Raw genomic sequence first — 21,894 nt, 5'->3', positions numbered from 1 at the left:
AGGTAGGGGTGCGTTTGCAGGTCCTAGATGGCGGTCGCGCCACCGTCCACCGCCAACGCCTGGCCGGTGGTAAACGCGGCACCGTCGCTGCACAAATAAAGCACGGCCGCGGCGATTTCCTCGACCTTGCCGATGCGCCCGACCGGGTGCATGGCGGCGGCGAAATCGGCCTTGCGCGGGTCGGCCTCATAGGCGCGGCGGAACATATCGGTATCGATCACCGCCGGGCACACGGCATTCACGCGGATGCGCTTTTTCGCGTACTCGATGGCCGCCGACTTGGTCAGGCCGATCACCGCATGTTTGGAGGCCGCGTAAATACTCATCTTCGGCGCAGCGCCCAAACCCGCCACCGACGCGGTATTGACGATCGCCCCGCCGCCCTGGGCCAGCAACAGCGGCAGTTGATACTTCATGCACAACCACACACCCTTGACGTTGACACCCATGATGGCGTCGAACTCATCCAGGCTGCCGTCGGCCAGCTTGCCCTTCTCGATCTCGATCCCGGCATTGTTGAAGGCGTAGTCCAGGCGACCATAGGCAGCGACCGTGCGCGCCATCAGTTGCTGCACATCGGCTTCCAGGGTGACGTTGCAACGCACAAACAGCGCTTCACCGCCCGCCTGCTGGATCAGCGCCACGGTGCCCTCGCCGCCTGCCGCGTCCAGGTCGGCAACCACGACCTTCAAACCTTCGGCGGCGAACGCCAGCGCGGTGGCGCGGCCGATACCGGCGGCGGCACCTGTCACCAGGGCGACCTGGCCGGAAAACGTCATGCTCATAGGGATGTCCTTTGGGAGAAATAGCCGTGGGGCGAGTCTAGCCAACGCGGCGGCGGGCGCGTCAGCACTATCAGAAGGCCGGTTGGCGCTGCATGGATCACAGTGATAAGGCCACCGGCCTGACTATCAGCCTTGCCTATCGACGGGCATTCGCACTGGCCGATGAACCTTGCTCCCAAGCCGTTCTGGGTCTATCAATCATGGTTCATTTCTAAAAGAGTCCCTGCCATGACCGCCCAGACCAACCGCCAATTCCTGCTCGCCAAACGCCCGGTCGGCGCCGCCACGCGGGACACCTTCACCTATCAGGAAGTCCCGGTGGGCACGCCGCAGGACGGGCAAGTGCTGGTGCGCAATGAATACCTGTCCCTCGACCCAGCCATGCGTGGCTGGATGAATGAAGGCAAGTCCTACATCCCACCGGTGGGCATCGGCGAAGTCATGCGCGCGTTGGGCGTGGGCAAGGTGATCGCGTCGAACAACCCCAAGTTTGCCGTCGGCGACTACGTGAACGGCGCCTTGGGCGTGCAGGATTACTTTCTCGGTGAGCCGCGCGGCTTCTACAAGGTCGATCCGAAACTGGCGCCGCTGCCGCGTTACCTGTCGGCACTGGGCATGACCGGCATGACCGCCTACTTCGCCCTGCTGGACACCGGCGCGCCCAAGGCCGGCGATACCGTGGTGATCTCCGGCGCGGCCGGTGCAGTGGGCAGCATTGCCGGGCAGATCGCCAAGATCAAAGGCTGCCGCGTGGTGGGCATTGCCGGCGGCGCCGACAAGTGCAAATTCCTCGTGGATGAGCTGGGTTTCGACGCCGCCATCGACTACAAAAACGAAGACGTGCCCGCGGCGCTCAAGCGCGAGTGCCCCAAGGGCGTGGATGTGTATTTCGATAACGTCGGCGGTGACATTCTCGACGCCGTGCTCAGCCGCCTGGCGCTGAAGGCGCGGGTGGTGATTTGCGGTGCGATCAGCCAGTACAACAACAAGGAAGCGGTGAAAGGCCCGGCCAACTATTTGTCATTGCTGGTCAATCGTGCGCGCATGGAGGGTTTTGTGGTGATGGATCACGCGGCAGGCTTTGCCGCAGCTGGCCTGGAGATGGGCGGCTGGATGGCCCAGGGCAAGCTCAAGAGCAAGGAAGATATCGTGGAGGGGCTGGAGACCTTCCCGGAGACGCTGATGAAGCTGTTCAACGGTGAGAACTTTGGGAAGTTGGTGCTGAAGGTCAGCTGAAACACCCTGGTTCTGAGTGTTGGAGATCTAAATGTGGGAGCGGGCTTGCCCGCGATTGCGGTGGATCAGTTATGAATGTATCAACTGACACTGCGCCATCGCGGGCAAGCCCGCTCCCACATTTTTAACCGTGCTGACTCCAGATATCAGGCGATCTCGGCAACCACTGCCGCCAACGCCTTCGCCGGATCCGCCGCCTGGCTGATCGGGCGACCAATCACCAGGTAGTCCGAACCCGCATCCAACGCCTGGCGCGGCGTCAGGATTCGGCGCTGGTCGTCTTGCGCACTGCCCGCCGGACGAATCCCCGGGGTCACCAGTTGCAGCGACGGGTGCGCGGTCTTCAGCGCCTGGGCTTCCAACGCCGAGCACACCAGGCCATCAAGGCCGGCCTTCTGCGCCAGCGCCGCCAGGCGCAATACCTGCTCCTGTGGCTCGATGTCCAGGCCGATGCCGGCCAGGTCTTCGCGTTCCATGCTGGTGAGCACGGTCACACCGATCAGCAGCGGTTTCGGGCCGCTGCGCTGTTCCAGCACTTCACGGCAGGCGGTCATCATGCGCAGGCCACCGGAGCAGTGCACATTGACCATCCACACGCCCATTTCGGCGGCGGCTTTCACGGCCATGGCGGTGGTGTTGGGAATGTCGTGGAATTTAAGGTCCAGGAACACTTCGAAGCCTTTGTCACGCAGGGTGCCGACAATTTCTGCGGCGCAGCTGGTGAACAGTTCCTTGCCGACCTTGACCCGGCAAAGCTTCGGGTCCAACTGGTCAGCCAGCTTCAGTGCGGCGTCACGAGTGGGGTAATCCAGGGCGACGATGATAGGAGTCTGGCAGACGGACATTGGAATGGGCTCTCAGGCAAGTCGAAATCGGCGCGGATTGTAGCGCAAGCGGCGCCGTTGCGGGATCCGATGATCGGTAAATACTGACAGGACGCACTGAAACGGGTGTTTCAGCCGATTATTTCAAAGCTGATACATTCACGACATGCCCCCAACACGCCCCGCCGCTAGCCTCGCCCGCACGACCCACCGTCCAGCACTTCCAGCCATGGGGCTGGGCGCCTATGCTGACCGTCACAACCAGGCAGATGATCGCACTATGCATACCCCTCCCGTCTCTATGAACGACGAGCACAAAGGTTCGGTGATCGCCGATGAAAAGCGCTGGAACACCCGCGCGCTGATTGTCGATGACGACGTGCCGATCCGCGAACTGCTGATCGACTACCTGGCGCGCTTCAATATCCTCGCCACCGGCGTCACCGACGGCGCCGCCATGCGCGTGGCCATGCAGGCCGAAACCTTCGACGTGGTGGTGCTCGACCTGATGCTGCCGGGCGAAGACGGCCTCTCGCTGTGCCGCTGGCTGCGCGCAGAGTCGGACATCCCGATCCTGATGCTCACCGCCCGCTGCGAACCCACCGACCGCATCATCGGCCTGGAACTGGGCGCCGACGACTACATGTCCAAGCCGTTCGAACCGCGTGAACTGGTGGCGCGCATCCAGACCATCCTGCGCCGGGTGCGCGATGACCGCACCGAGCAGCGCGCCAACATCCGCTTCGACACCTGGCGCCTGAACAGCGTGCTGCGCCAACTGGTGGCCGACGATGGCCTGGTGGTGCCGCTGTCCAACGCCGAGTTCCGCCTGCTTTGGGTGTTTATCGAACGGCCGCGCCGCGTACTGAGCCGCGAACAGTTGCTGGACGCGGCCCGGGGTCGCTCCATCGAAGCCTTCGACCGCAGCATCGACCTGCTGGTCTCGCGCCTGCGCCAGAAGCTCGGCGATGACCCCAAGGCACCGCAGTTGATCAAGACCGTGCGCGGTGAAGGCTACCTGTTCGACGCCCGGGATATCGGCTGATGCGTGCCACCTTCAATACGTTGTTCGGGCGGCTGTTCGGCGTATTGCTGGTGGCGATCATCCTCGCCCACGTGCTGGCCATCGCCTGGTTCCGCTATTACGGCCCGCCACCGCCGCCGCCCCAGGAAACCTTTGTCGAGCAGCCGGACGGCAGGATGGTGCCGCTGAACAAGGAACACCGTCGCCCCTGGTTTGGCGGGCCGGTGGTGCCGCTGACGTTCCAGTTCATCTCGCTGATCATCGCCGCCTGGTACGGCGCCAAGCTGCTGAGCCGGCCGATCCAGCGCCTCAGCGAAGCCGCCGAGCGCCTGAGCCTGGACCTCGACAGCCCGCCGCTGGACGAGTCCGGGCCGCGCGAGGCGAAACAGGCCGCATCGACCTTCAACCTGATGCAACGGCGCATCCGCGAACAGGTCAGCCAGCGTGCGCGCATGCTCGGTGCGGTGTCCCATGACCTGCGCACGCCGCTGTCACGCCTCAAATTGCGCCTGGAACAGATCGAAGACCCCAAGTTGCAGGGCCAGATGCGCCAGGACCTCAACGACATGATCGGCATGCTCGACGCGACCCTGAGCTACCTGCACGAACAGCGCACCAGCGAAACCCGACATTGGCTCGACGTGCAGGCGCTGGTGGAATCCATGAGCGAGAACGCCCAGGACCAAGGGTCCGACGTGCAGTACGGCGGCACGTGCGTGCCGTTGCAGGTACAACCGATGGCCTTGCGCTCGTGTCTCAACAACCTGATCGACAACGCGTTGCGCTATGCCGGCACGGCGCGGGTCGAACTGGAGGACAGCCGTGAGGCCCTGATCATCCGCGTGATCGACCACGGGCCGGGGATTGCTGCGGATAAGCGTGAGGCGGTGTTCGAACCGTTCTTTCGCCTGGAAGGCTCGCGCAACCGCAATTCCGGTGGCGTCGGCCTGGGCATGACGATATCCAAGGATGCGGCGGAGCGCTTGGGCGGGAAGCTGAGCCTGGAGGAAACCCCAGGCGGCGGGTTGACTGCTGTCATGTGGCTACCCCGAAACTGACAGGCTAGCGCAGGCCCATGTGGGAGCTGGCTTGCCTGCGATAGCAGACTGTCAGTTGATGCATGTGTGGCTGACCCACCGCTATCGCAGGCAAGCCAGCTCCCACAATGATCTCCACTCGCTCAATTATAAGGGTTTGTCTTCCCGGCGGCCTTGGGCCTGGGTCGCACTCCAATCCATCAGCAAGCTATACGCCACCGCCAGCAACGTCGGGCCGATAAACAAGCCGATAAACCCAAACGCAATCAACCCGCCAAACACCCCGAGCAGCACGATCACCAGCGGCAGGTTGCCGCCACGGCTGATCAGGTACGGCTTGAGCACGTTGTCGACGCCGCTGATGATGAACGTGCCCCACACGCCGAGGAACACCGCGTAGGTGTAGTCACCCTTCCACGCCAGCCACGCCGTGGCCGGGATCCACACCAGCGGCGGGCCCATGGGGATCAGGCTGAGCAGGAAGGTGACGATCCCCAGCACCAGCGCGCCCGGTACCCCGGCGATCAGGAAGCCGATCAGCGCCAGCAGCGCCTGGGCCGCCGCGGTGCCGATCACGCCGTTGACCACGCGTTGCACAGTACCCGCCACCAGCTCGATGTAGTAACCGGCACGGTCACCGATCAAGCGCTCCAGCAGGCGGTGCACGAACATCGCCAGGCGCGGCCCGTCACGGTAGAAAAAGAACACGAACACCAGGCTCAGGGTCAGCTCAAGAATGCCGCCGCCGATCTGCGCACTGCGCGCCAGCAACCAGTTGCCGACCTGGCCCAGGTAGGGTTTGAGCGTAACCATCAGCGCCGCACCCTGCTGGTCGATGCTGTCCCACATGCCCACCAGCCGCTCGCCAACAAACGGGAGCGAGCCCAGCCAGGTCGGCGCCTCGGGCAGGCCGTCAACCTGAATGTCCTTGATCAGCGCCACCGCATCGCGCACATGATCCGCCAGGTTGAACCCCAGCCACACCAGCGGCACCGCCACTAGCAGCATCCAGCCCAGGGTCAGGATGCCGGCGGCCAGCGATTCGCGGCCACCCAGCGCGCGGGTCAGCAAACGCATCAGCGGCCAACTGGCAAACGCCAGCACCGCGCCCCAGAACAGCGCCGACCAGAACGGCGCCATGACCCAGAAGCTGGCACCAAACAGCACCAGCAGCAGGATTTGCACCAGCAGGCGATCGTTATTGAGCATGGGGTATCTCTAGCAGAAGGCGTTAGGAAGACAGCTTAGGCGAACGGCGCGGGGCCGTTCGCCCGATAACGCCTAGCGTATCAGATGCAGGTGCAGGCCCTTGGTGTCGCCGGTGCCGGTCTCCAGGCGCGCGGCACGCACGCCCTTGTCGATCAGGGCTTGGCGCCAGGCTTCGGCATTCGGCCCGGCGAGGCTGACACGCAGGGTGGTGTCGAGGTTGAGCCCGCGGGAAATCAAGGTCAGCCAAGTGTCATCCGGCTCGGCGCACAACGTAGGAAAGTCCAGCTCACCGGTGCTTTTAAGCTCGCGCAGCAGCGTGGCCGAGGTGGGCAGCAGGTCGCCCAGCGGCGCGCCGGCATCCAACTGCTCCACGTGCAGATAGGCGCGGCGGTTGCCACGGGTAATGGCGTACAGCGCGATCAGACTGTTCGCTTGCGGCTCGGCCAGGCGCAGCAGCAGGTATTCCTGCTCGCTGTCGGCGCCCACCAGCTTGGCGTTGCCGAAGATCTCGTTGGCCCACAGGCTGCTTTCGCCGCAATCACGGGCCTTGCACCAGAACAGCAACTGCGCGCCTTTGGCCTGCAACGCCTCGCGCGTGGCGGTAAACGCGGTGCTGGAACTGTGCTCGGCGGGCAACTCATAGGTAATCGCCGTGGCCTGGCCGCGTGCGGTGGCCTGGCCTTCGTAGCGCAACTGGCCGCTGATCTTGCGGATCGCGCCCATGGGGTAGATGCGTTCCTTTTCTTCGGCGGGGCGGTAATCGACGATTTGCGCGTCGACTTGCCGGGCCACGGCCGGCAGGTCCTGGCTACCCGGCACGTCGGCGGCGAACACCAGTGGGCTGAGCAGGCTTAGCCCGAGGATACGGATACAGCCGTTACGCACGCTCATAGAATCAACGCGCCGTGGCCAGCGGAGGTCAGAGCAGTGTTGAGATGGTTCATGGTTGACTCCCTTTCAATCCGCCCAGCCTCGGCAGTTGACCCCGCCAAGTCAAGGCGCAGAGAAGAACCGATTGAAACAGTCTGCAACAAGAGCCGCGCCGGGCTCGTCATTCAGGTGCAAATGATGGCCGCCTGGCAGCGTGGTCACGCTGAAGGGCAGCTGGGAAAGCAATTCTGGATGTTTCGCCAGCATGCCGTCGGCCGCGACTACCAACTGCGTAGGGCAACCCACCCGCCGGACGAAGGCCATGGCTTGTTCGTCAGTCAGGCGCATCGGCGAAGCAAGGGTCAGGCGGCTATCGGTACGCCAGGTGTAACCGCCCGGCACCGGCATCAAACCGCGCTGGGCCAGCAGTTCGGCGGCTTCGCGGCTGACCGCCACCAGGCCTTTCATGCGCACTTCCACGGCACGGTCCTGTGTGGCGTAGACCGGCTTGCGTTTGTCTTGCAGGTCCAATTGCGCCTGCAACGCCATGCCCAGGCGCTCGGCGGCGTTCTCGCCGCTGGCGGTCGGTGGGATTACGCCGTCGATCAATCCCAAGTGCGTCACGCGCTCAGGCAACGCACCGGCCAGCACCAGGGACACGATGGCGCCAAGGGAGTGGCCAAGTAATGCAAAACGTTTCCAGCCCAGTTGTTCGGCGACTTGCAGCACATCGTGGACATAATCCCACAAGGCATAACCGGCCCCTGCAGGGCGATGCGCCGAATGTCCATGCCCCGCCATGTCCAGGGCGACGATGCGCAAGCCCTGAAGTTTCGGCGCCAGCCGCGCAAAGCTGTTGGCGTTGTCCAGCCAGCCATGCAGGGCGATCACCGGCAAACCGTCTTCGGGACCAAACAAGTGAGCCGCCAACTCTATATGGGGCAGGCACAGGCGCACTTCTTCCACCGCCGCACTCATGGGCAGTTGCCCTCACGGGCGGCCCAGCGGGAGAACAGGTTCTTGATCAAGGTCGCGGTGTCCTGGGGCCGTTCGAGGGGGAACATATGACCGCCCGGCATGGTGAGCATTTCACCCATCGGCAGGCGATCGACGCCACTGGCGTGATGCCGCATTACCACCCGGCTCTGGCGGCCGCGCACCACGGCCAGCGGCACTTTCAACTGGCGCACCTGGCCCGGGCTGGTGTGGGGGACGCCCCGGTAGATGCTGATTTCGGTGGCCGGGTCGAAGCGCAGGCGCAGGCGGTCGCCCACCTGGTGCAGGCCGTGCTGCAGGTACGCGTCGAAGCATTCCGGGTCAAAACCGCGAAACAGGGTTTTGCCCGCGAAGTAGCTGCGCGCGCTGTCCAGATCATTGAACTCTTCACGCCGGCCCAGAGTGCGCCCGGCCGGGGTCAGGCGGTCGATAAAACCCAGGCGCTTGGCGGCGCGAATCACCCAGCGGTCGGCACGGGTCAGCACCGGCGAGTCGAGCATCACCACGCCACGGTACAACTGCGGGCAACGCATGGCCGCGTGCAGATGCAGCACGCCACCCAGGGAATGGCCCACGCCCCACACCGGTTCCGGCTGCTGTTCCAAATGGTGGATCAACTCGTCCACCAGGTTCTGCCAGTTATCGTCCACCGGAAACCTGGGGTCGTGACCGTGCTGCGGCAAGTGAGCCACGGCGTATTCCGGGGCCAGGGCGGCAAACAACTTGCCGTACGTAGCCGAAGGGAAACCATTGGCGTGGGCAAAAAACACGTGCTGCGACATACCGGACTCATCTACAAAAACAGAAATCGATTGTCACCACGCCTGGCCGCCACAGCAATGACTGTAACTGCCAGGAATGATGACACTCACGCCACGCCTATCGCGCGGGTGGCTGCTCGCCGAGCGGCACCACGGCCATGGTCAGGCGCGAAACGCAGCTGGCCTTGCCTTCATCGCTGGTCAGGCGGATGTCCCACACCTGGGTCGTGCGGCCGATATGGATCGCCCGCGCCACCGCCGTCACCCGCCCGCTGCGCACACCGCGCAGGTGGTTGGCGTTGACCTCCAGGCCCACGCAATAGAACTTGCTGGCATCGATACACAGGTAGGCCGCCATGGAGCCGACGCTTTCCGCCAGCACCACCGACGCGCCGCCGTGCAGCAGGCCGTAGGGCTGATGGGTACGGTGATCGACCACCATGCTGGCGGTCAGGGATTCGTCGTCGAAGCTTTCGAAGCGAATGTCCAGCAGTTCACCAATGGTGTTTTTCTGGATCGCGTTGAGTTGTTCGATGTTGGGTTGGGTGCGCCACAGGCCCATGGGGAAGTCCTTTGTTGGTTTTATGATGAGCCTAATCCTGCCACAGAACGGATTCGGAACGCTCGCTCCACGTCTGCAAATGTGCACCGTAAGTCGATTCGATCACGTTGCGCTTGATCTTCAGGGTCGGCGTCAGGAAGCCGTTTTCCACCGCCCAGCTGTCATTGACCACCACCAATTGGCGCAGGCGCTCATGTTTATCCAGCCCCTGGTTGACCGCCTCCAGCCAGCGCTCAAGGCTGCCTTGCAGGGCTTGGCGGTCGTGCGCCAGCGTCGATAACACACACAACGCAATCGGCGCGCCGAGGCCATCGCCGACCACGCACACCTGCTCGATATGGGCATGTTCGGCCAGGCGGTTTTCAATCGGCGCCGGGGCCACGTATTTGCCTTTGCTGGTCTTGAAGATTTCCTTGAGCCGCCCGGTCAGGCGCAGGCGGCCGTCGGCGTCCTGCTCGCCCTTGTCGCCGGTGCGCAGGAAGCCATCAGCGGTGAGGGTCTCGGCGGTCTTCTCGGGGTCCTTGAAGTAACCGAGCATGGTCGCACCGCTGCGCACCTGCACTTCACCCGAGGCGTCGATGCGCACTTCAACACCCGGGCATGGCTGGCCGATCCAGCCGATTGTCTGCTGGCCGGGGCGGCACACATGGGAGTAGCCGCAGCTTTCGGTCATGCCGTACACCTCCAGCACATCCAGGCCCAGGCGTTGATACCAGCGCAGCAGCGCCTCGGGCACCGGCGCCGCGCCGGACAGGGCGATGCGCAGCGCATCCAGACCGAGGCCGGCGAGCACTTTGTGGCCCACACGCTTGCCGATAAACGGCAGGCGCAACAGGGTGTCGAGGCGCTTTTGCGGGATCTTGGCGTAGACGCCCAGCTGGAATTTGGTCCAGATGCGCGGCACACCAAACAACGCCGTCGGCCGCGCCCGGCGCAGGTCCGTCAGAAAGGTATCCAGGCTCTCAGCGAAAAATACGGTTTGCCCGGTATAAATCGCCGCCATCTCGACAAACATCCGTTCGGCCACATGGCACAGCGGCAAGTACGACAACAACCGGTCGCCCTCCCCCAGGCCAAACACCTCGGTGCCGCGCGTGGCGGCAAAGCCCAGGGCGCCGAAGCTGTGCATCACGCCCTTGGGCAGGCCGGTGGTGCCGGAGGTGTAGATGATGGTGGCAAGGTCCGAGGCTGCAGGCTCCGGGTTGTCTTGAATGGGCGTGCAGGCTTGCAGGTCGGCCCACGTGAAATCAAACGCGCCGGGCGGGCACAGCGGCAGGCTGATGGTCGGCACGCCTGCGGGCACACCGGGCGCCATCGCGGGCCAATCGTCGAGCTTGCCGATGAACACCAGCGCCGCTTCGGAGTGCGTCAAAACATGGGCGACGGAGTCGGCAGTGAGGTTGGGGTACAGCGGTACCGAGACATGCCCGGCCATCCAGATCGCCAGGTCGGCGATGATCCAGTGCGCGCAGTTTTTCGAGATCAGGGCAATGTGCGAGCCACGGGGCAGTTCGCGGGCACGCAGCCAGTGCGCGGCGCAACGGGCCTGGTGGCCAACTTCGCCCCAGGTGAGGCTGTGCACCTCGCCACCGCCAACGGGCTGTACCAGAAAGGTTTTGCGCGGATGGCGCGCTTCACGTTCAAAGAAGACCTGCAACGGCAAACGAAAAGCGACGGGCATGGGACGCGCTCCTGTGTGGTCCGATCATAGCCAACCAAGCACTTGCTTGGCTGACTATATAGCACACACAAAGCCGTGATCCAGCCTACGGATTCTTCACGCTGACCAGGCTCATCAGCCCCGCCAGCGGAAAATCCCCTTCCAGTTCCGCGAGGCTCGCGGTGTGCATCGGTTGCGGCTGACGCTGATGGCCATGCTGCAAAAAGCTGATCAGGCTGCCCACCAACGGCTGATGGCTGACCAGCAGCACGTTGTCATCGGTGTCGAGCTGTTCCAGCACTTGCAGCGGGTTGCCCTCGGGCGTCAGCCACGGCACCGTGCGGATTTGCGGCTCAAAACCGAGGGCCTGGCGCACCAGTTGTGCAGTCTGCTGCGCCCGCACATAGGGGCTGGCGATGATCGCACTGAGGGGCTGGCCGATCAGGTGCGCGGCACTGCGCAAGACTTCGCCACGACCATGTTCGGTGAGGTTGCGCTCGGCATCCGTGCGGGCATGCCCTTCGGCCTCACCGTGGCGCAAAATCCACAGCTTCACAGTTTTGGCTCTTCATCGCGCACCGGGTGCGGCGCGGGCGGCACGCTGTGGGCGGCTTCGCCCTCGGGTGCGCGCGGGGTTGGCCAATCGGCGAACGGCCACGGCTTTTGCTCGGTGTGGAAGCTGCCGAAGCGGCCGATCTGCGCGAGGAACTGGCTGAGGCTGTCGCCGAAGTTCATCAGGCCCAGGTTCGGCGCGCCGTACACCAGGCGGTAGATCAGTTGCACGACAACCAAGGCGCCGAGCAGGAACTGCGCGACCTGCCACACCAGGGCAAACACCAGCATCCAGAGAATGCGCAACACAATGGATTCGTACTTGGGTGCTGCTTTCGGATCGTTCATGACGCGTTCCTCAGTTGAAACCACTGGTGGAAATAAAATCGACATCGGTTTTCGGCTCGGCGCGCATCAGCAGCTCGATGACCTGGTTCAAGGTGCGCCCTTCAAACAGGATCGCGTGCAACCCGGCGACCAACGGCATATACACGCCGACTTCCTGGGCCTTGGCCTTCAGCACTTTGAGCGTGTTGACGCCTTCGGCCACTTCGCCCAGGCGCGTCACCGCGTCCTCCAGGCTCAAGCCCTGGCCCAGGGCGAAACCGACCTGGTAGTTGCGGCTTTTCGGCGACGAGCACGTGACGATCAAGTCGCCCACGCCGGCCAGCCCGAGGAAGGTCATCGGGTTGGCGCCCTGGTTCACCGCAAAGCGGGTCATCTCGGCCAGCGCACGGGTGATCAGCATGCTCTTGGTGTTTTCACCCATGCCCAGCGCCACCGCCATGCCGGCGATGATCGCGTAGACGTTTTTCAACGCGCCGCCCAGTTCGACACCAAACCGGTCGCCGCTGGCGTAGACGCGGAAGGTGCGGCCATGCAGGACGGCCTGGACGCGCTCGCACAGTTCTTCGTCTTCACTGGCGATGACCGTGGCAGTCAACGCGTGCTCGGCGACTTCCCGCGCCAGGTTCGGCCCGGACAACACGCCAATGCGCGCCTGGGGGGCGATCTCGGCGAGGATTTCACTCATCAGCATAAAGGTCTGCGCCTCGATGCCTTTGGTCAGGCTGACCAGCAGCTTGCCGGCCAAGCGCTCGGCATGGGGCGCCAGCACCGCGCGCAAGGCGCTGGACGGCAGCGCGACGAAGCACAGGTCGCACGCCGTCAGGGTTGCCAGCAAGTCCGTGACAGGCTCGACGGCCGCGTGGATCTTGATGCCTTTAAGGTAACGGGGGTTTTCGCGGTGTACCCGGATAGCCTCGGCCTGCTCGGGATCACGCATCCACTGGCGCACCGCGTGGCCGTTTTCGGCCAGCAGGTTAGCCACGGCGGTGCCAAAACTTCCGCCTCCGAGGACCGCAATAGGGCGCTGTTCAGTCATATGCAATCCGTTAATCCATACCAGTGGCGATGGCGGCATTATACGGAGCGACCCGCTTGCGGCCAGCCCCCACGTCAATTCGCGGGAATGTCAGAAAATGCCACATTTGTGTGAAGTAATTGCAAGTCCTACGACTGGCAAATGGCCCGACCTCAGTTAACATGGGCGGCTATCCGCAATTATCAAGGCCGTTCCGTGTATTTGGGCCCTCCTCCCCGTTCATCCCTGCTGCTGATGCTGCTGTGCAGCGGCACGGCTTTGGCCGACGATCTGTTCCTCGACAGCCAACCGCTGCCGCAGGTGCTCACCGCCACCCGCCTCAAGCAATCGGCTGCCGCCGTGCCGGGCAGCATGACGGTGATCGACAGCGAGTTGATCAAGGCCAGCGGCGCGCGGGACATCAGCGAGCTGCTGCGCCTGGTGCCGGGGATGATGGTCGGCTACACCACCGGCAACCAGGCGGCGGTGAACTACCACGGCACCAGTGCCAGCGACGCACGGCGCATGCAGGTGTTGATCGACGGGCGCTCGGTGTACCGCGCCGGCCTGGCGACCGTGGACTGGAGCGACATTCCAGTGGCCATGGAAGATATCGAGCGCATCGAAGTGTTCCGTGGCCCCAACACCGTCAGCTACGGCGCCAATGCGTTGATGGCGGTGGTCAATATCCTCACGCGCTCACCGGCCAACAGCCAGGGCACGCGGGTCAAAGTCATCCGTGGCGAGCGCGGGATCAACGATTTCTACGCCAGCCAGGGCGTGCGCTGGGACACCGGCGACCTGCGCCTGTCCCTGTCCGGGCAACAGGACGACGGCTTTGATAGCGATGCCGCCGGCGCCGACCGCCGCGACAGCCGTCGCCTCAACCGCTTCAGCCTGGCCGTGAGCCAGACGCTGAACGCGCAACAAAGCCTCGACTGGCAACTGAATGCCAAGGAAGGGACCAACCAGCGGCCCTATACCTACACGCCGGTATTCGACGGGATTACCGAAGGTGGCAACAATTCCGACGTCGCTGCCAAGGACTATGCCGCGTCCCTGCGCTGGAACTTCGACTTCAACCCCGAGCACAGCCTCTACATCCAAGGCTCCGCCCAACAGTGGGATCGCCAGCAGATCTGGAAGGCCTGCGACGCCAAGGTCTCGTTCAGCCCCGAATTGACGCGCCTGTGGCAGCTCAACCCGAACTACGCCGAACAGCTGGCGCGGCACATGGACAGTTACAGCCAGGGCGTCGCCCCGCCGGGCAGCGCCGACGAGCAAGCATTGGGTAACCAGGTCCTGGACCAATGGCGCAACGGCGCCAACCAGAGCGTGTGCGGTGACATCAACCAAAGCACCCGCGAAAGCCGCTACGACCTGGAGATCCAGGACACCCTGAGCCTGTCCGACAGCCTGCGCCTGGTCAGCGGTGTGAATTATCGCTATGACCGCGCCGACTCCGACACCTACTTCAACGGCACCCTGGATGACACCACCTGGCGCCTGTTCGGCCAACTGGAATGGCGCGCCAGCGAGCACTGGTTGTTGCAGGGCGGGGCGATGTTCGAAGACACCCACCTGAGCGGCAGCTCGTTGACGCCACGGGTGGCGGTCAACTACCTGATCAACCCGCGCCACGGTTTGCGCGCGGTGTATTCCGAGGCGATCCGCTCGCCAGATATGTTCGAGAACAACGTCAACTGGAGCTACCGCGTCACCAACCTCAGTTCACCGGCCTACGGGCAGAATGCCGGCCAGTACTTTGTGGTGACACGTGGCCCGGGCAACCTCGACAAAGAGCTGATGCGCTCGCGGGAGCTGGGCTACAACGGTTTTTTCGCCGACATCGGGCTGAACCTGGACGTGAAGCTGTTCTACGACGAAATCACCGAGATGATCAGTTCGCCGCTGCGCAATAACCAGTACATTGCCAGCAACGCCAACAGCTCGCGGTTTACCGGCGCCGAATCCCAATTCGACTGGCGCATGAGCAGCGCCGACCGCCTGCGGCTGACCTATGCTTACGTCGACGCCACCACCAGCAACCCCCGGGACAAAGCCCAGACCGCGCGCAACAGTGGCTCGGCCGGCTGGCTGCGGGAATGGGGCCGGGGCTGGTCCAGCGCGCTGTTCTATTATGGCGACGATGCACTCAACCAATATCGCTTCGAACGGGTCGACCTGCGGGTGGCCAAGCGCATTGCCCTGGGCAAAGCCAACGTGGAGCTGGCCGGCATGTTGCAACAACGCCTCGATAACCAGCCCACCACCTGGGCCGATAACAACTACGACTCGCGTCATGTGCTCTATTTCAGTGCGGAGCTAGAGTTCTGACATGGGCGCTCAGTCAAGGATGACCCACGTCTATAGGCCAAGGCTTTGGCGGCGCGCCTTGCTGTTGCTGTGCCTGCTGTTCAGTGTGCCGGCCTGGACTGCCGATATCCTGCTGACCGCTGCCGACGACGGCGCTGGCGTACAGGCCTTCACCGAAGCCCTGGCCAAGGCACGCCCGGAAGACCACGTCACCTTTACCCCGCTCAAGGACTTGCCCGCACCGGGCCGCCTGCCCGCGAGCACGCGCCTGGTCCTGCTGGACCTGGCGGGGCTCGACTGGCGCCTGCAAGACGCCCAGGGCCCGCCGACCCTGGTGCTGCGCATCAGTCGCCTGCAAGCCCGGCAACGCCTGGGCAACCACCTACCGGCCAGGATCAGCCTGCTGTGGAGCGACCCGCCGTTGGCGCGCCAGTTGCAGTTGATCGCCAGCATCCTGCCCCAGGCCCGGCGCATCGGCGTGCTCTACGCGGCCGACAGCGAGTTCCTCCTGCCAGAACTGCGTGAGTACGCCACGCCCATGGGCCTGGAAGTAGTGCCGCAGCTGTGGGAAAACACCAATGACAGCCGCCCGTTGCAAAACCTGTTCAAGAGCAGTGATGTGCTGCTCGGCCTCGATGACCCGCAACTCTACAACCCGAAAACCGCGAAAAACCTGCTGTTGAGCAGCTACGCCCGGCAATTGCCGCTGGTGGGGCCCAATGCCGGGTTCGTCCGGGCCGGCAGCCTGGCCAGCACCTACAGCGACCAGAGCGATTGGCTGGCAGTGCTCGACCGCCTGCTGGATCAGCCACCGGCCACCTGGCCACGCACACTGTACCCGGAACACTTCAAAGTCGCGGGCAACCCGCAAGTCGCACGCTCGCTGGGGCTCGAAGAGGTTGATGAAACCAACGTCGCCGCCCGGTTGGCCGAAGGAGAAAAACGCCCATGACCCTGCGTCGTCGTTGGGATATCAACACCCGCACCCAGCTCATTACCCTGGGCCCGGCGCTGTTGCTGACGTTGCTGTTGATCAGCTTCTTTACCTTCGTGCGCATCCAGGATTTGCGCCAGGAGCTGGACCACACCGGCCAACTGATCGCCAACCAACTGGCGCCCGCCACCGAGTACGGGGTGATTTCCGGCAACAACGATGTGCTGGAGAGCCTGCTGCGCGCGACACTGGCGACGCCCCATGTGCGCTTCCTGGAGATCCAGGACAGCGCCGAGAACATCCTGGTGTATGTCGAACAACCTTCGGAAACCCATGACCGTTCGCTGTCGGTCAAAGTCTTCCAGGCGCCGATCCGCCTGCAACATATCCAGCTGGGCAATGATTTTTTCCAGGACAACCTCAACGAACCCAAGGCGCCCCGCGCGGATTACCTGGGACGGGTGATCGTCGGCATGTCCAACGACGCGTTCAGCCAGCGCCAGCAGGAAATCCTGTTCAAGGCCGGCATCCTGGCGCTGTTTGCCCTGCTGTTTACCTTTCTGCTGGCGCGGCGCCTGGCCGCAAGCCTGTCGCAGCCGATCAGCGCCATGGGCCACGCGGTCAAGGCGATCCAGCAAGGCGACTACAAGACCCCGCTGCCGATTGTCGATGACTCGGAGCTGGGCGACCTGTCGCGGCATATCAACAACCTGGCCGAAGGCCTCAACCAGGCCAGCCGCGAGCAACACCAGGCCATGGCCCAGTTGATCCAGACTCGCGAAGAGGCGGAACGGGCGAACAATGCCAAGTCGGATTTCCTGGCGATGATGAGCCATGAGCTGCGCACGCCGATGAACGGCGTACTGGGTATGTTACAACTGCTGGAAACCACCGAGATGACCGAGGAGCAGACCGAATACGCGGCGCTGGCCTCCGAGTCCACCGAGCATTTGCTCAAGGTCATCAACGATATCCTCGACTTCTCGCGCATCGAACGGGCCGCGCTGGAGCTGGAGCATATCCCGTTCAACCTGGCAGACCTGATCAACAGCTGCGCCCAAGCCTTCCAGCACAGCGCCGTGCAACGCGGGCTGGTGTTGGAGCTGCTGATTCCGCCGGGCATGGCCGCCCTGCAAGTGCAAGGTGACCCGACCCGCATCCGGCAAATCCTGGTGAACCTGATCGGCAACGCCTTGAAGTTCACCGAACAGGGCAACGTGACCATCGAGCCACAGTGGCAACCCCTCGATCACGAACTGCTGTGGTTTACCTGCACCGTACGTGACAGCGGCATCGGCATTTCGGCCGAGCGCCTGGAGCTGATGTTCGACGCGTTCCAGCAGGCCGACAGCTCCATTTCCAGACGCTACGGCGGCACCGGCCTGGGCCTGCCCATCGCCCGCACCCTGGCCGAACGCATGGGCGGCACGTTGCGCGCGCAAAGCGAAGAAAATCGTGGCTCGGTGTTTACCCTGGAAATCCCCCTGGCCATCGACCAGCAATACTTGCCGAAGATTGCCCATGACGGCGACGGCAAAAGCAGCGCCGGTGATGGCCGCCACGTGTTGCTGGTGGAGGACAACCCGGTCAACCGCACGGTGGTCGAAGCCATGTTGCGCAGCCTGGGCTTTGAAGTCAGCCTGGCCACCGACGGTGCCGAGGCGATCCGCAGTGCCGAAAGCCTGATTTTCACCGCGATCCTGATGGACTGCCGGTTACCGTTGATCGATGGCTACGAGGCGACCCGGCAGATCCGCCAATTGCCGGGCTGCGCCGACCTGCCAATCATCGCCCTTACCGCCAATGCCTTGCAGGGCGACCGGGAAGCGTGCCTGGCCGCCGGAATGAACGATTACCTGGCCAAGCCGTTCAAACGCACGGATTTGCAGCAAATCCTGCAACGTTGGGTGCAATAGCGCCACGCCATCAGCCAAGTCCGACTGGCGTGAAAGACGAAAGTGCGGCAGTCTTAGGCACCCAAACGGACCGATAAACAGGCCCGGTTTAAAATTTCAGTGAACAAGTGTACATTCAGTGCCTTGCCGCTGTGACTTTCACTACAACGCAATAGTCTATGTGTAGGCTGCCGGTATGAGGCGTAACGCTTCAGTCGGTTCGGGAAGATTTACCCTACCCTGCCGCATGGGATTATTGAGGAGCTCGCATGACCAAACAAAACGCCTTTACCCGGGAAGACCTGCTGCGCTGCAGTCGCGGTGAGCTGTTCGGCCCAGGTAACGCGCAACTGCCCGCCCCGAACATGCTGATGGTGGATCGCATCACCCATATCAGCGAAGAGGGTGGCAAGTACGGCAAAGGTGAATTGGTCGCCGAGCTGGATATCACCCCGGACCTGTGGTTCTTTGCCTGCCATTTCGAAGGCGACCCTGTCATGCCAGGCTGCCTGGGCCTTGACGCCATGTGGCAGCTGGTCGGTTTCTTCCTCGGCTGGCAAGGCCTGCCGGGTCGCGGTCGCGCCCTGGGTTCGGGCGAAGTGAAGTTCTTTGGCCAGGTCCTGCCGACCGCCAAGAAAGTCACCTACAACATTCAAATCAAGCGCGTCCTCAAGGGCAAGCTGAACCTGGCCATCGCCGATGGTTCGGTGAGCGTCGACGGTCGCGAGATCTATACTGCCGAAGGCCTTCGGGTTGGCGTATTCACTTCCACTGACAACTTTTAAGGGTTATCCGCATGCGCCGCGTCGTTATCACTGGTCTGGGCATCGTTTCTTGCCTGGGCAATGACAAAGAGACCGTCACCGCTAACCTGCGTGCAAGTCGCCCTGGCATCCGCTTCAACCCGGAATATGCCGAAATGGGTCTGCGTAGCCAGGTTTCCGGCTCCATCGACCTGCCCCTCGAAGAGCTGATCGATCGCAAGATCTATCGCTTCGTCGGCCACGCTGCCGCCTACGCCTACCTGGCCATGAAAGACGCCATCGCCGACTCCGGCCTGAGCGAAGACCAGGTTTCCAACGTACGCACCGGCCTGATCGCCGGTTCGGGCGGCGCATCGACCCTCAACCAAATGGAAGCGCTGGACATCCTGCGCGAAAAAGGCGTGAAGCGCGTTGGCCCGTACCGTGTTACGCGGACCATGGGCAGCACCGTTTCGGCCTGCCTGGCCACGCCATTTGCCATCAAGGGCGTGAACTACTCGATCTCCTCGGCTTGCGCCACCAGTGCTCACTGCATCGGTACTGCGGTTGAGCAGATCCAGCTGGGCAAGCAGGACATCGTGTTCGCCGGCGGCGGTGAAGAAGAGCATTGGAGCCAATCGTTCCTGTTCGACGCCATGGGCGCACTGTCCACCCAGTACAACGAAACCCCGGAAAAGGCCTCCCGCGCCTACGACGCCAAGCGTGACGGTTTTGTCATCGCCGGCGGTGGCGGCATGGTGGTGGTCGAGGAGCTGGAACACGCTCTGGCCCGTGGTGCCAAGATCTACGCGGAAATCGTCGGCTACGGCGCCACTTCCGATGGCTACGACATGGTTGCGCCAAGCGGTGAAGGCGCCATCCGCTGCATGCAGATGGCAATGTCCACCGTGGATACGCCAATCGACTACCTGAACACCCACGGCACTTCGACTCCGGTCGGCGACGCCAAGGAAATGGAAGGCGTGCGTGCGGTATTCGGCGACAAGGCTCCGGCCATCAGCTCCACCAAGAGCCTGTCGGGTCACTCCCTGGGCGCCGCCGGCGTTCACGAAGCGATCTACTGCCTGCTGATGATGGAAGGCAACTTCATTGCCGGCTCGGCCAACATCGATGAACTGGACCCAGCCGTCGCTGACATGCCGATCCAGCTCAAGACCGTTGAAAACGCCAAGATCGACACCGTGATGAGCAACAGCTTCGGCTTTGGTGGCACTAACGCCACCCTGGTGCTGAAACGCTGGCAGGGTAAGTAACACCTGTAGCTTGATTGCATGAAAAAGCCCCGACTGGTTCGGGGCTTTTTTATGGGTGTCAGTATTTGAGACCGAGTCGCCTGCGATTGGGCCCTCCCGCCCTACACCGAAAACCGCGCCACCATGGTGTTCAAGTCCACCGCCAACCGCGACAACTCCTGGCTCGCCGCACTGGTCTGATTCGCCCCGGTAGACGTCTGATGCGCCAGATCGCGGATATTCATCAGGTTGCGATCCACCTCCCGCGCCACCGCCGCCTGCTGCTCCGACGCACTGGCGATCACCAGGTTGCGCTCATTAATCAGGGTAAACGCCGACGCAATCGCCTCCAGCGCCGTCCCCGCCGATTTGGCAATATCCAGCGTGGCATGTGCCCGCGTGTTGCTGTGCTGCATGGCGCTGACGGCCTGATCGGTACCCTGCTGGATGCCGCTGATCATCAGCTCGATTTCCTGGGTGGACTGCTGCGTGCGATGCGCCAGCGCCCGCACTTCATCGGCCACCACCGCAAACCCACGCCCGGCGTCCCCGGCCCGGGCGGCCTCGATGGCCGCATTCAGCGCCAACAGGTTGGTCTGCTCGGCAATCGAACGGATCACATCCAGCACCTTGCTGATGCCGTAGACCTTCTGCGCCAAATCCTCGACCTGCGTGGCATTCGCCGTCACATCCGCGGCCAGCGCCTCGATCGACACCACCGTTTGCTGCACCTGTTCACGCCCTTGTTGGGCAATGCGGTCGGACTCCCGAGACGCCTGGGACGTCGCCACCGCGTTGCTCGCCACCTCTTCCACGGCTGCCGTCATCTGATTGACCGCCGTCGCTGCCTGCTCGATTTCCTGGTTCTGCTGGTGCAGGCCACGGGTTGCATCCTCGGTCACGCAGCTGAGCTCCTCGGAAGCGGATGCCAGTTGGTTCGACGATTCGGCGATCCGGCGGATAGTATCCCGCAGGTGTTCCTGCATGCCCTTGAGCGCTTGCTGCAATCGCGCGGGCTCATCCTTGCCGGTGACGTTGATCTCGCCGGTCAGATCGCCGCTGGCCACGCCCTGGGCGACTTTCAGCGACTGCGCCAGGGGCAGCACGATGCTACGGGTCAGCCACACGGCCAGGCCGATGGTGATCAGCGCCGTCAGTGCAATCATACCCACCACCCAACTGCGCGACTGGCTGAACACGCTCTGCGCCACGCTCGCGGCCAGGTTGGCATTGGTTTTGTTGAGGTTGACCAGGGCGTGCAAGGTGACGGCCATTTCGTCGGCGAGTTGATTCATCTCGCCGTTGACCACCTTGATCGCGTCGTCCAACTGATTGTTCCTGGAAAGCCCCATGACCTGCTCCTGACGTTGCAGGTATTGCTGCTCCTGGGCCTTGAAACGGTCGAACAGTGCGCGCTCCTCGGGCAGCACTATCAACGCTTCATACAAGCTTTGCGCCTGGTGCAGGCCGTTCTTGAGGTCGCTGAGCTTCTGCTCATTCTGTGCCAGCGCCTGGGGGTCACGGTTGAGCAGCAGGCGCAGGGTCAGCGCACGCACCCGCAACAGGTCCTGGCTCATCTCCCCCACCGCCATCACGCTGGGTAGCCAGTTGTTCTCCACCTGATCGGACTGCTGGCGCATATTGGCCATCTGCAACAGGGCGAAGCCGCCCAACGCGAACACCATCAACGCCAACACACCAAAGCCCAGGCCGGCGCGCGGGGCGATATTCAGACTTCTGATACTCATGCCTTGGTTCCTTCCAAATGCGCTGCATCCATTTGCAGCTGGCTGCTCTTGAAGGTATCGGCCCTTGCGTCACTTTGCGTAAGACGAAAACGCGATATAAACCCCTAGCACAATCGCGGCGAAACT

Annotated in this window: 20 protein-coding genes; 8 read left to right on the top strand and 12 right to left on the bottom strand. The window is 63.2% G+C overall.

All coding sequences use genetic code 11. The features are described 5' to 3' along the window. Nucleotides 1-23 precede the first annotated feature (23 nt). On the bottom strand, nucleotides 24-785 hold the full coding sequence (locus J1G37_RS10270) for an SDR family oxidoreductase (RefSeq protein WP_207041492.1): 762 nt from the start codon (nucleotides 783-785) through the stop codon (nucleotides 24-26). Nucleotides 786-1,013: 228 nt separating this feature from the next. On the opposite strand from J1G37_RS10270, the gene J1G37_RS10265 reads away from it, so the two are divergent. Further along, on the top strand, nucleotides 1,014-2,021 hold the full coding sequence (locus J1G37_RS10265) for an NADP-dependent oxidoreductase (protein WP_124525299.1): 1,008 nt from the start codon (nucleotides 1,014-1,016) through the stop codon (nucleotides 2,019-2,021). A 146-nt stretch (nucleotides 2,022-2,167) separates the two neighbouring features. On the opposite strand, the gene pyrF is transcribed toward J1G37_RS10265, so the two are convergent. Then, on the bottom strand, nucleotides 2,168-2,866 hold the full coding sequence (gene pyrF, locus J1G37_RS10260) for an orotidine-5'-phosphate decarboxylase (protein ID WP_017734306.1): 699 nt from the start codon (nucleotides 2,864-2,866) through the stop codon (nucleotides 2,168-2,170). 259 nt (nucleotides 2,867-3,125) lie between these two features. Between pyrF and J1G37_RS10255 the strand changes: the two genes are divergently transcribed. Together J1G37_RS10255 and J1G37_RS10250 are read left to right on the top strand one after the other, a co-directional pair. After that, nucleotides 3,126-3,890, top strand: coding sequence for a response regulator (locus J1G37_RS10255; protein ID WP_277990704.1), 765 nt, complete (start codon nucleotides 3,126-3,128; stop codon nucleotides 3,888-3,890). Then, nucleotides 3,890-4,927, top strand: coding sequence for a HAMP domain-containing sensor histidine kinase (locus tag J1G37_RS10250; RefSeq protein WP_207041491.1), 1,038 nt, complete (start codon nucleotides 3,890-3,892; stop codon nucleotides 4,925-4,927). The genes J1G37_RS10255 and J1G37_RS10250 overlap by 1 nt, the downstream gene beginning before the upstream one ends. A 126-nt stretch (nucleotides 4,928-5,053) precedes the next feature. On the opposite strand, the gene J1G37_RS10245 is transcribed toward J1G37_RS10250, so the two are convergent. From J1G37_RS10245 to J1G37_RS10205, 9 genes are all read right to left on the bottom strand, one after another. Continuing rightward, nucleotides 5,054-6,115, bottom strand: coding sequence for an AI-2E family transporter (locus tag J1G37_RS10245; RefSeq protein ID WP_207041490.1), 1,062 nt, complete (start codon nucleotides 6,113-6,115; stop codon nucleotides 5,054-5,056). A gap of 72 nt (nucleotides 6,116-6,187) precedes the next feature. Further along, nucleotides 6,188-7,006: a DUF4892 domain-containing protein gene (locus J1G37_RS10240; RefSeq protein ID WP_207041489.1), complete on the bottom strand. Its 819-nt coding sequence runs from the start codon at nucleotides 7,004-7,006 to the stop codon at nucleotides 6,188-6,190. A 102-nt stretch (nucleotides 7,007-7,108) separates the two neighbouring features. Then, the gene (locus J1G37_RS10235; protein ID WP_207041488.1) at nucleotides 7,109-7,963 is read right to left on the bottom strand and encodes an alpha/beta hydrolase; all 855 of its coding nucleotides are present in this window, start codon (nucleotides 7,961-7,963) and stop codon (nucleotides 7,109-7,111) included. Further along, nucleotides 7,960-8,763, bottom strand: a complete 804-nt coding sequence (locus J1G37_RS10230) for an alpha/beta hydrolase (RefSeq protein ID WP_207041487.1) — start codon at nucleotides 8,761-8,763, stop codon at nucleotides 7,960-7,962. The genes J1G37_RS10235 and J1G37_RS10230 overlap by 4 nt, the downstream gene beginning before the upstream one ends. Before the next feature lie 97 nt (nucleotides 8,764-8,860). Further along, entirely contained in the window at nucleotides 8,861-9,304 is a 444-nt protein-coding gene (locus tag J1G37_RS10225) for a hotdog fold thioesterase (protein WP_124525306.1), read from the bottom strand. Between the two features lie 31 nt (nucleotides 9,305-9,335). Further along, nucleotides 9,336-10,985, bottom strand: a complete 1,650-nt coding sequence (locus J1G37_RS10220) for an AMP-binding protein (protein ID WP_207041485.1) — start codon at nucleotides 10,983-10,985, stop codon at nucleotides 9,336-9,338. 85 nt (nucleotides 10,986-11,070) lie between these two features. Beyond that, nucleotides 11,071-11,520, bottom strand: coding sequence for a phosphohistidine phosphatase SixA (gene sixA, locus J1G37_RS10215; protein WP_207041483.1), 450 nt, complete (start codon nucleotides 11,518-11,520; stop codon nucleotides 11,071-11,073). Continuing rightward, nucleotides 11,517-11,864 carry a DUF4389 domain-containing protein gene (locus J1G37_RS10210; protein ID WP_017734316.1) on the bottom strand — a complete coding sequence of 116 codons (348 nt, stop codon included), beginning with the start codon at nucleotides 11,862-11,864 and terminating at the stop codon, nucleotides 11,517-11,519. The genes sixA and J1G37_RS10210 overlap by 4 nt, the downstream gene beginning before the upstream one ends. 10 nt (nucleotides 11,865-11,874) lie before the next feature. Next, on the bottom strand, nucleotides 11,875-12,900 hold the full coding sequence (locus tag J1G37_RS10205; RefSeq protein WP_207041482.1) for an NAD(P)H-dependent glycerol-3-phosphate dehydrogenase: 1,026 nt from the start codon (nucleotides 12,898-12,900) through the stop codon (nucleotides 11,875-11,877). 195 nt (nucleotides 12,901-13,095) lie between these two features. Between J1G37_RS10205 and J1G37_RS10200 the strand changes: the two genes are divergently transcribed. From J1G37_RS10200 to fabB, 5 genes are all read left to right on the top strand, one after another. Next, nucleotides 13,096-15,216: a TonB-dependent receptor gene (locus tag J1G37_RS10200; RefSeq protein WP_347402339.1), complete on the top strand. Its 2,121-nt coding sequence runs from the start codon at nucleotides 13,096-13,098 to the stop codon at nucleotides 15,214-15,216. Between the two features lies 1 nt (nucleotide 15,217). Then, a complete protein-coding gene (locus J1G37_RS10195; protein ID WP_207041481.1) occupies nucleotides 15,218-16,147 on the top strand; it encodes an ABC transporter substrate binding protein in 930 nt (309 codons plus the stop codon). Continuing rightward, the gene (locus J1G37_RS10190) at nucleotides 16,144-18,045 is read left to right on the top strand and encodes an ATP-binding protein (RefSeq protein ID WP_207041480.1); all 1,902 of its coding nucleotides are present in this window, start codon (nucleotides 16,144-16,146) and stop codon (nucleotides 18,043-18,045) included. The genes J1G37_RS10195 and J1G37_RS10190 overlap by 4 nt, the downstream gene beginning before the upstream one ends. A gap of 248 nt (nucleotides 18,046-18,293) precedes the next feature. After that, complete coding sequence (gene fabA / locus J1G37_RS10185; RefSeq protein WP_010211704.1) at nucleotides 18,294-18,809, top strand: 3-hydroxyacyl-[acyl-carrier-protein] dehydratase FabA; 516 nt, start codon at nucleotides 18,294-18,296, stop codon at nucleotides 18,807-18,809. An 11-nt stretch (nucleotides 18,810-18,820) separates the two neighbouring features. Beyond that, nucleotides 18,821-20,041, top strand: coding sequence for a beta-ketoacyl-ACP synthase I (fabB, locus tag J1G37_RS10180; protein WP_017734322.1), 1,221 nt, complete (start codon nucleotides 18,821-18,823; stop codon nucleotides 20,039-20,041). Between the two features lie 101 nt (nucleotides 20,042-20,142). On the opposite strand, the gene J1G37_RS10175 is transcribed toward fabB, so the two are convergent. After that, complete coding sequence (locus tag J1G37_RS10175) at nucleotides 20,143-21,768, bottom strand: methyl-accepting chemotaxis protein (protein ID WP_207041479.1); 1,626 nt, start codon at nucleotides 21,766-21,768, stop codon at nucleotides 20,143-20,145. Nucleotides 21,769-21,894 lie beyond the last annotated feature (126 nt).

Source organism: Pseudomonas sp. Marseille-Q1929 (assembly GCF_017316265.1).
Lineage (GTDB): Bacteria > Pseudomonadota > Gammaproteobacteria > Pseudomonadales > Pseudomonadaceae > Aquipseudomonas.
Note: the sequence above shows the minus strand (reverse complement) of the source record. Positions and strands in the feature narration are given on the sequence as shown.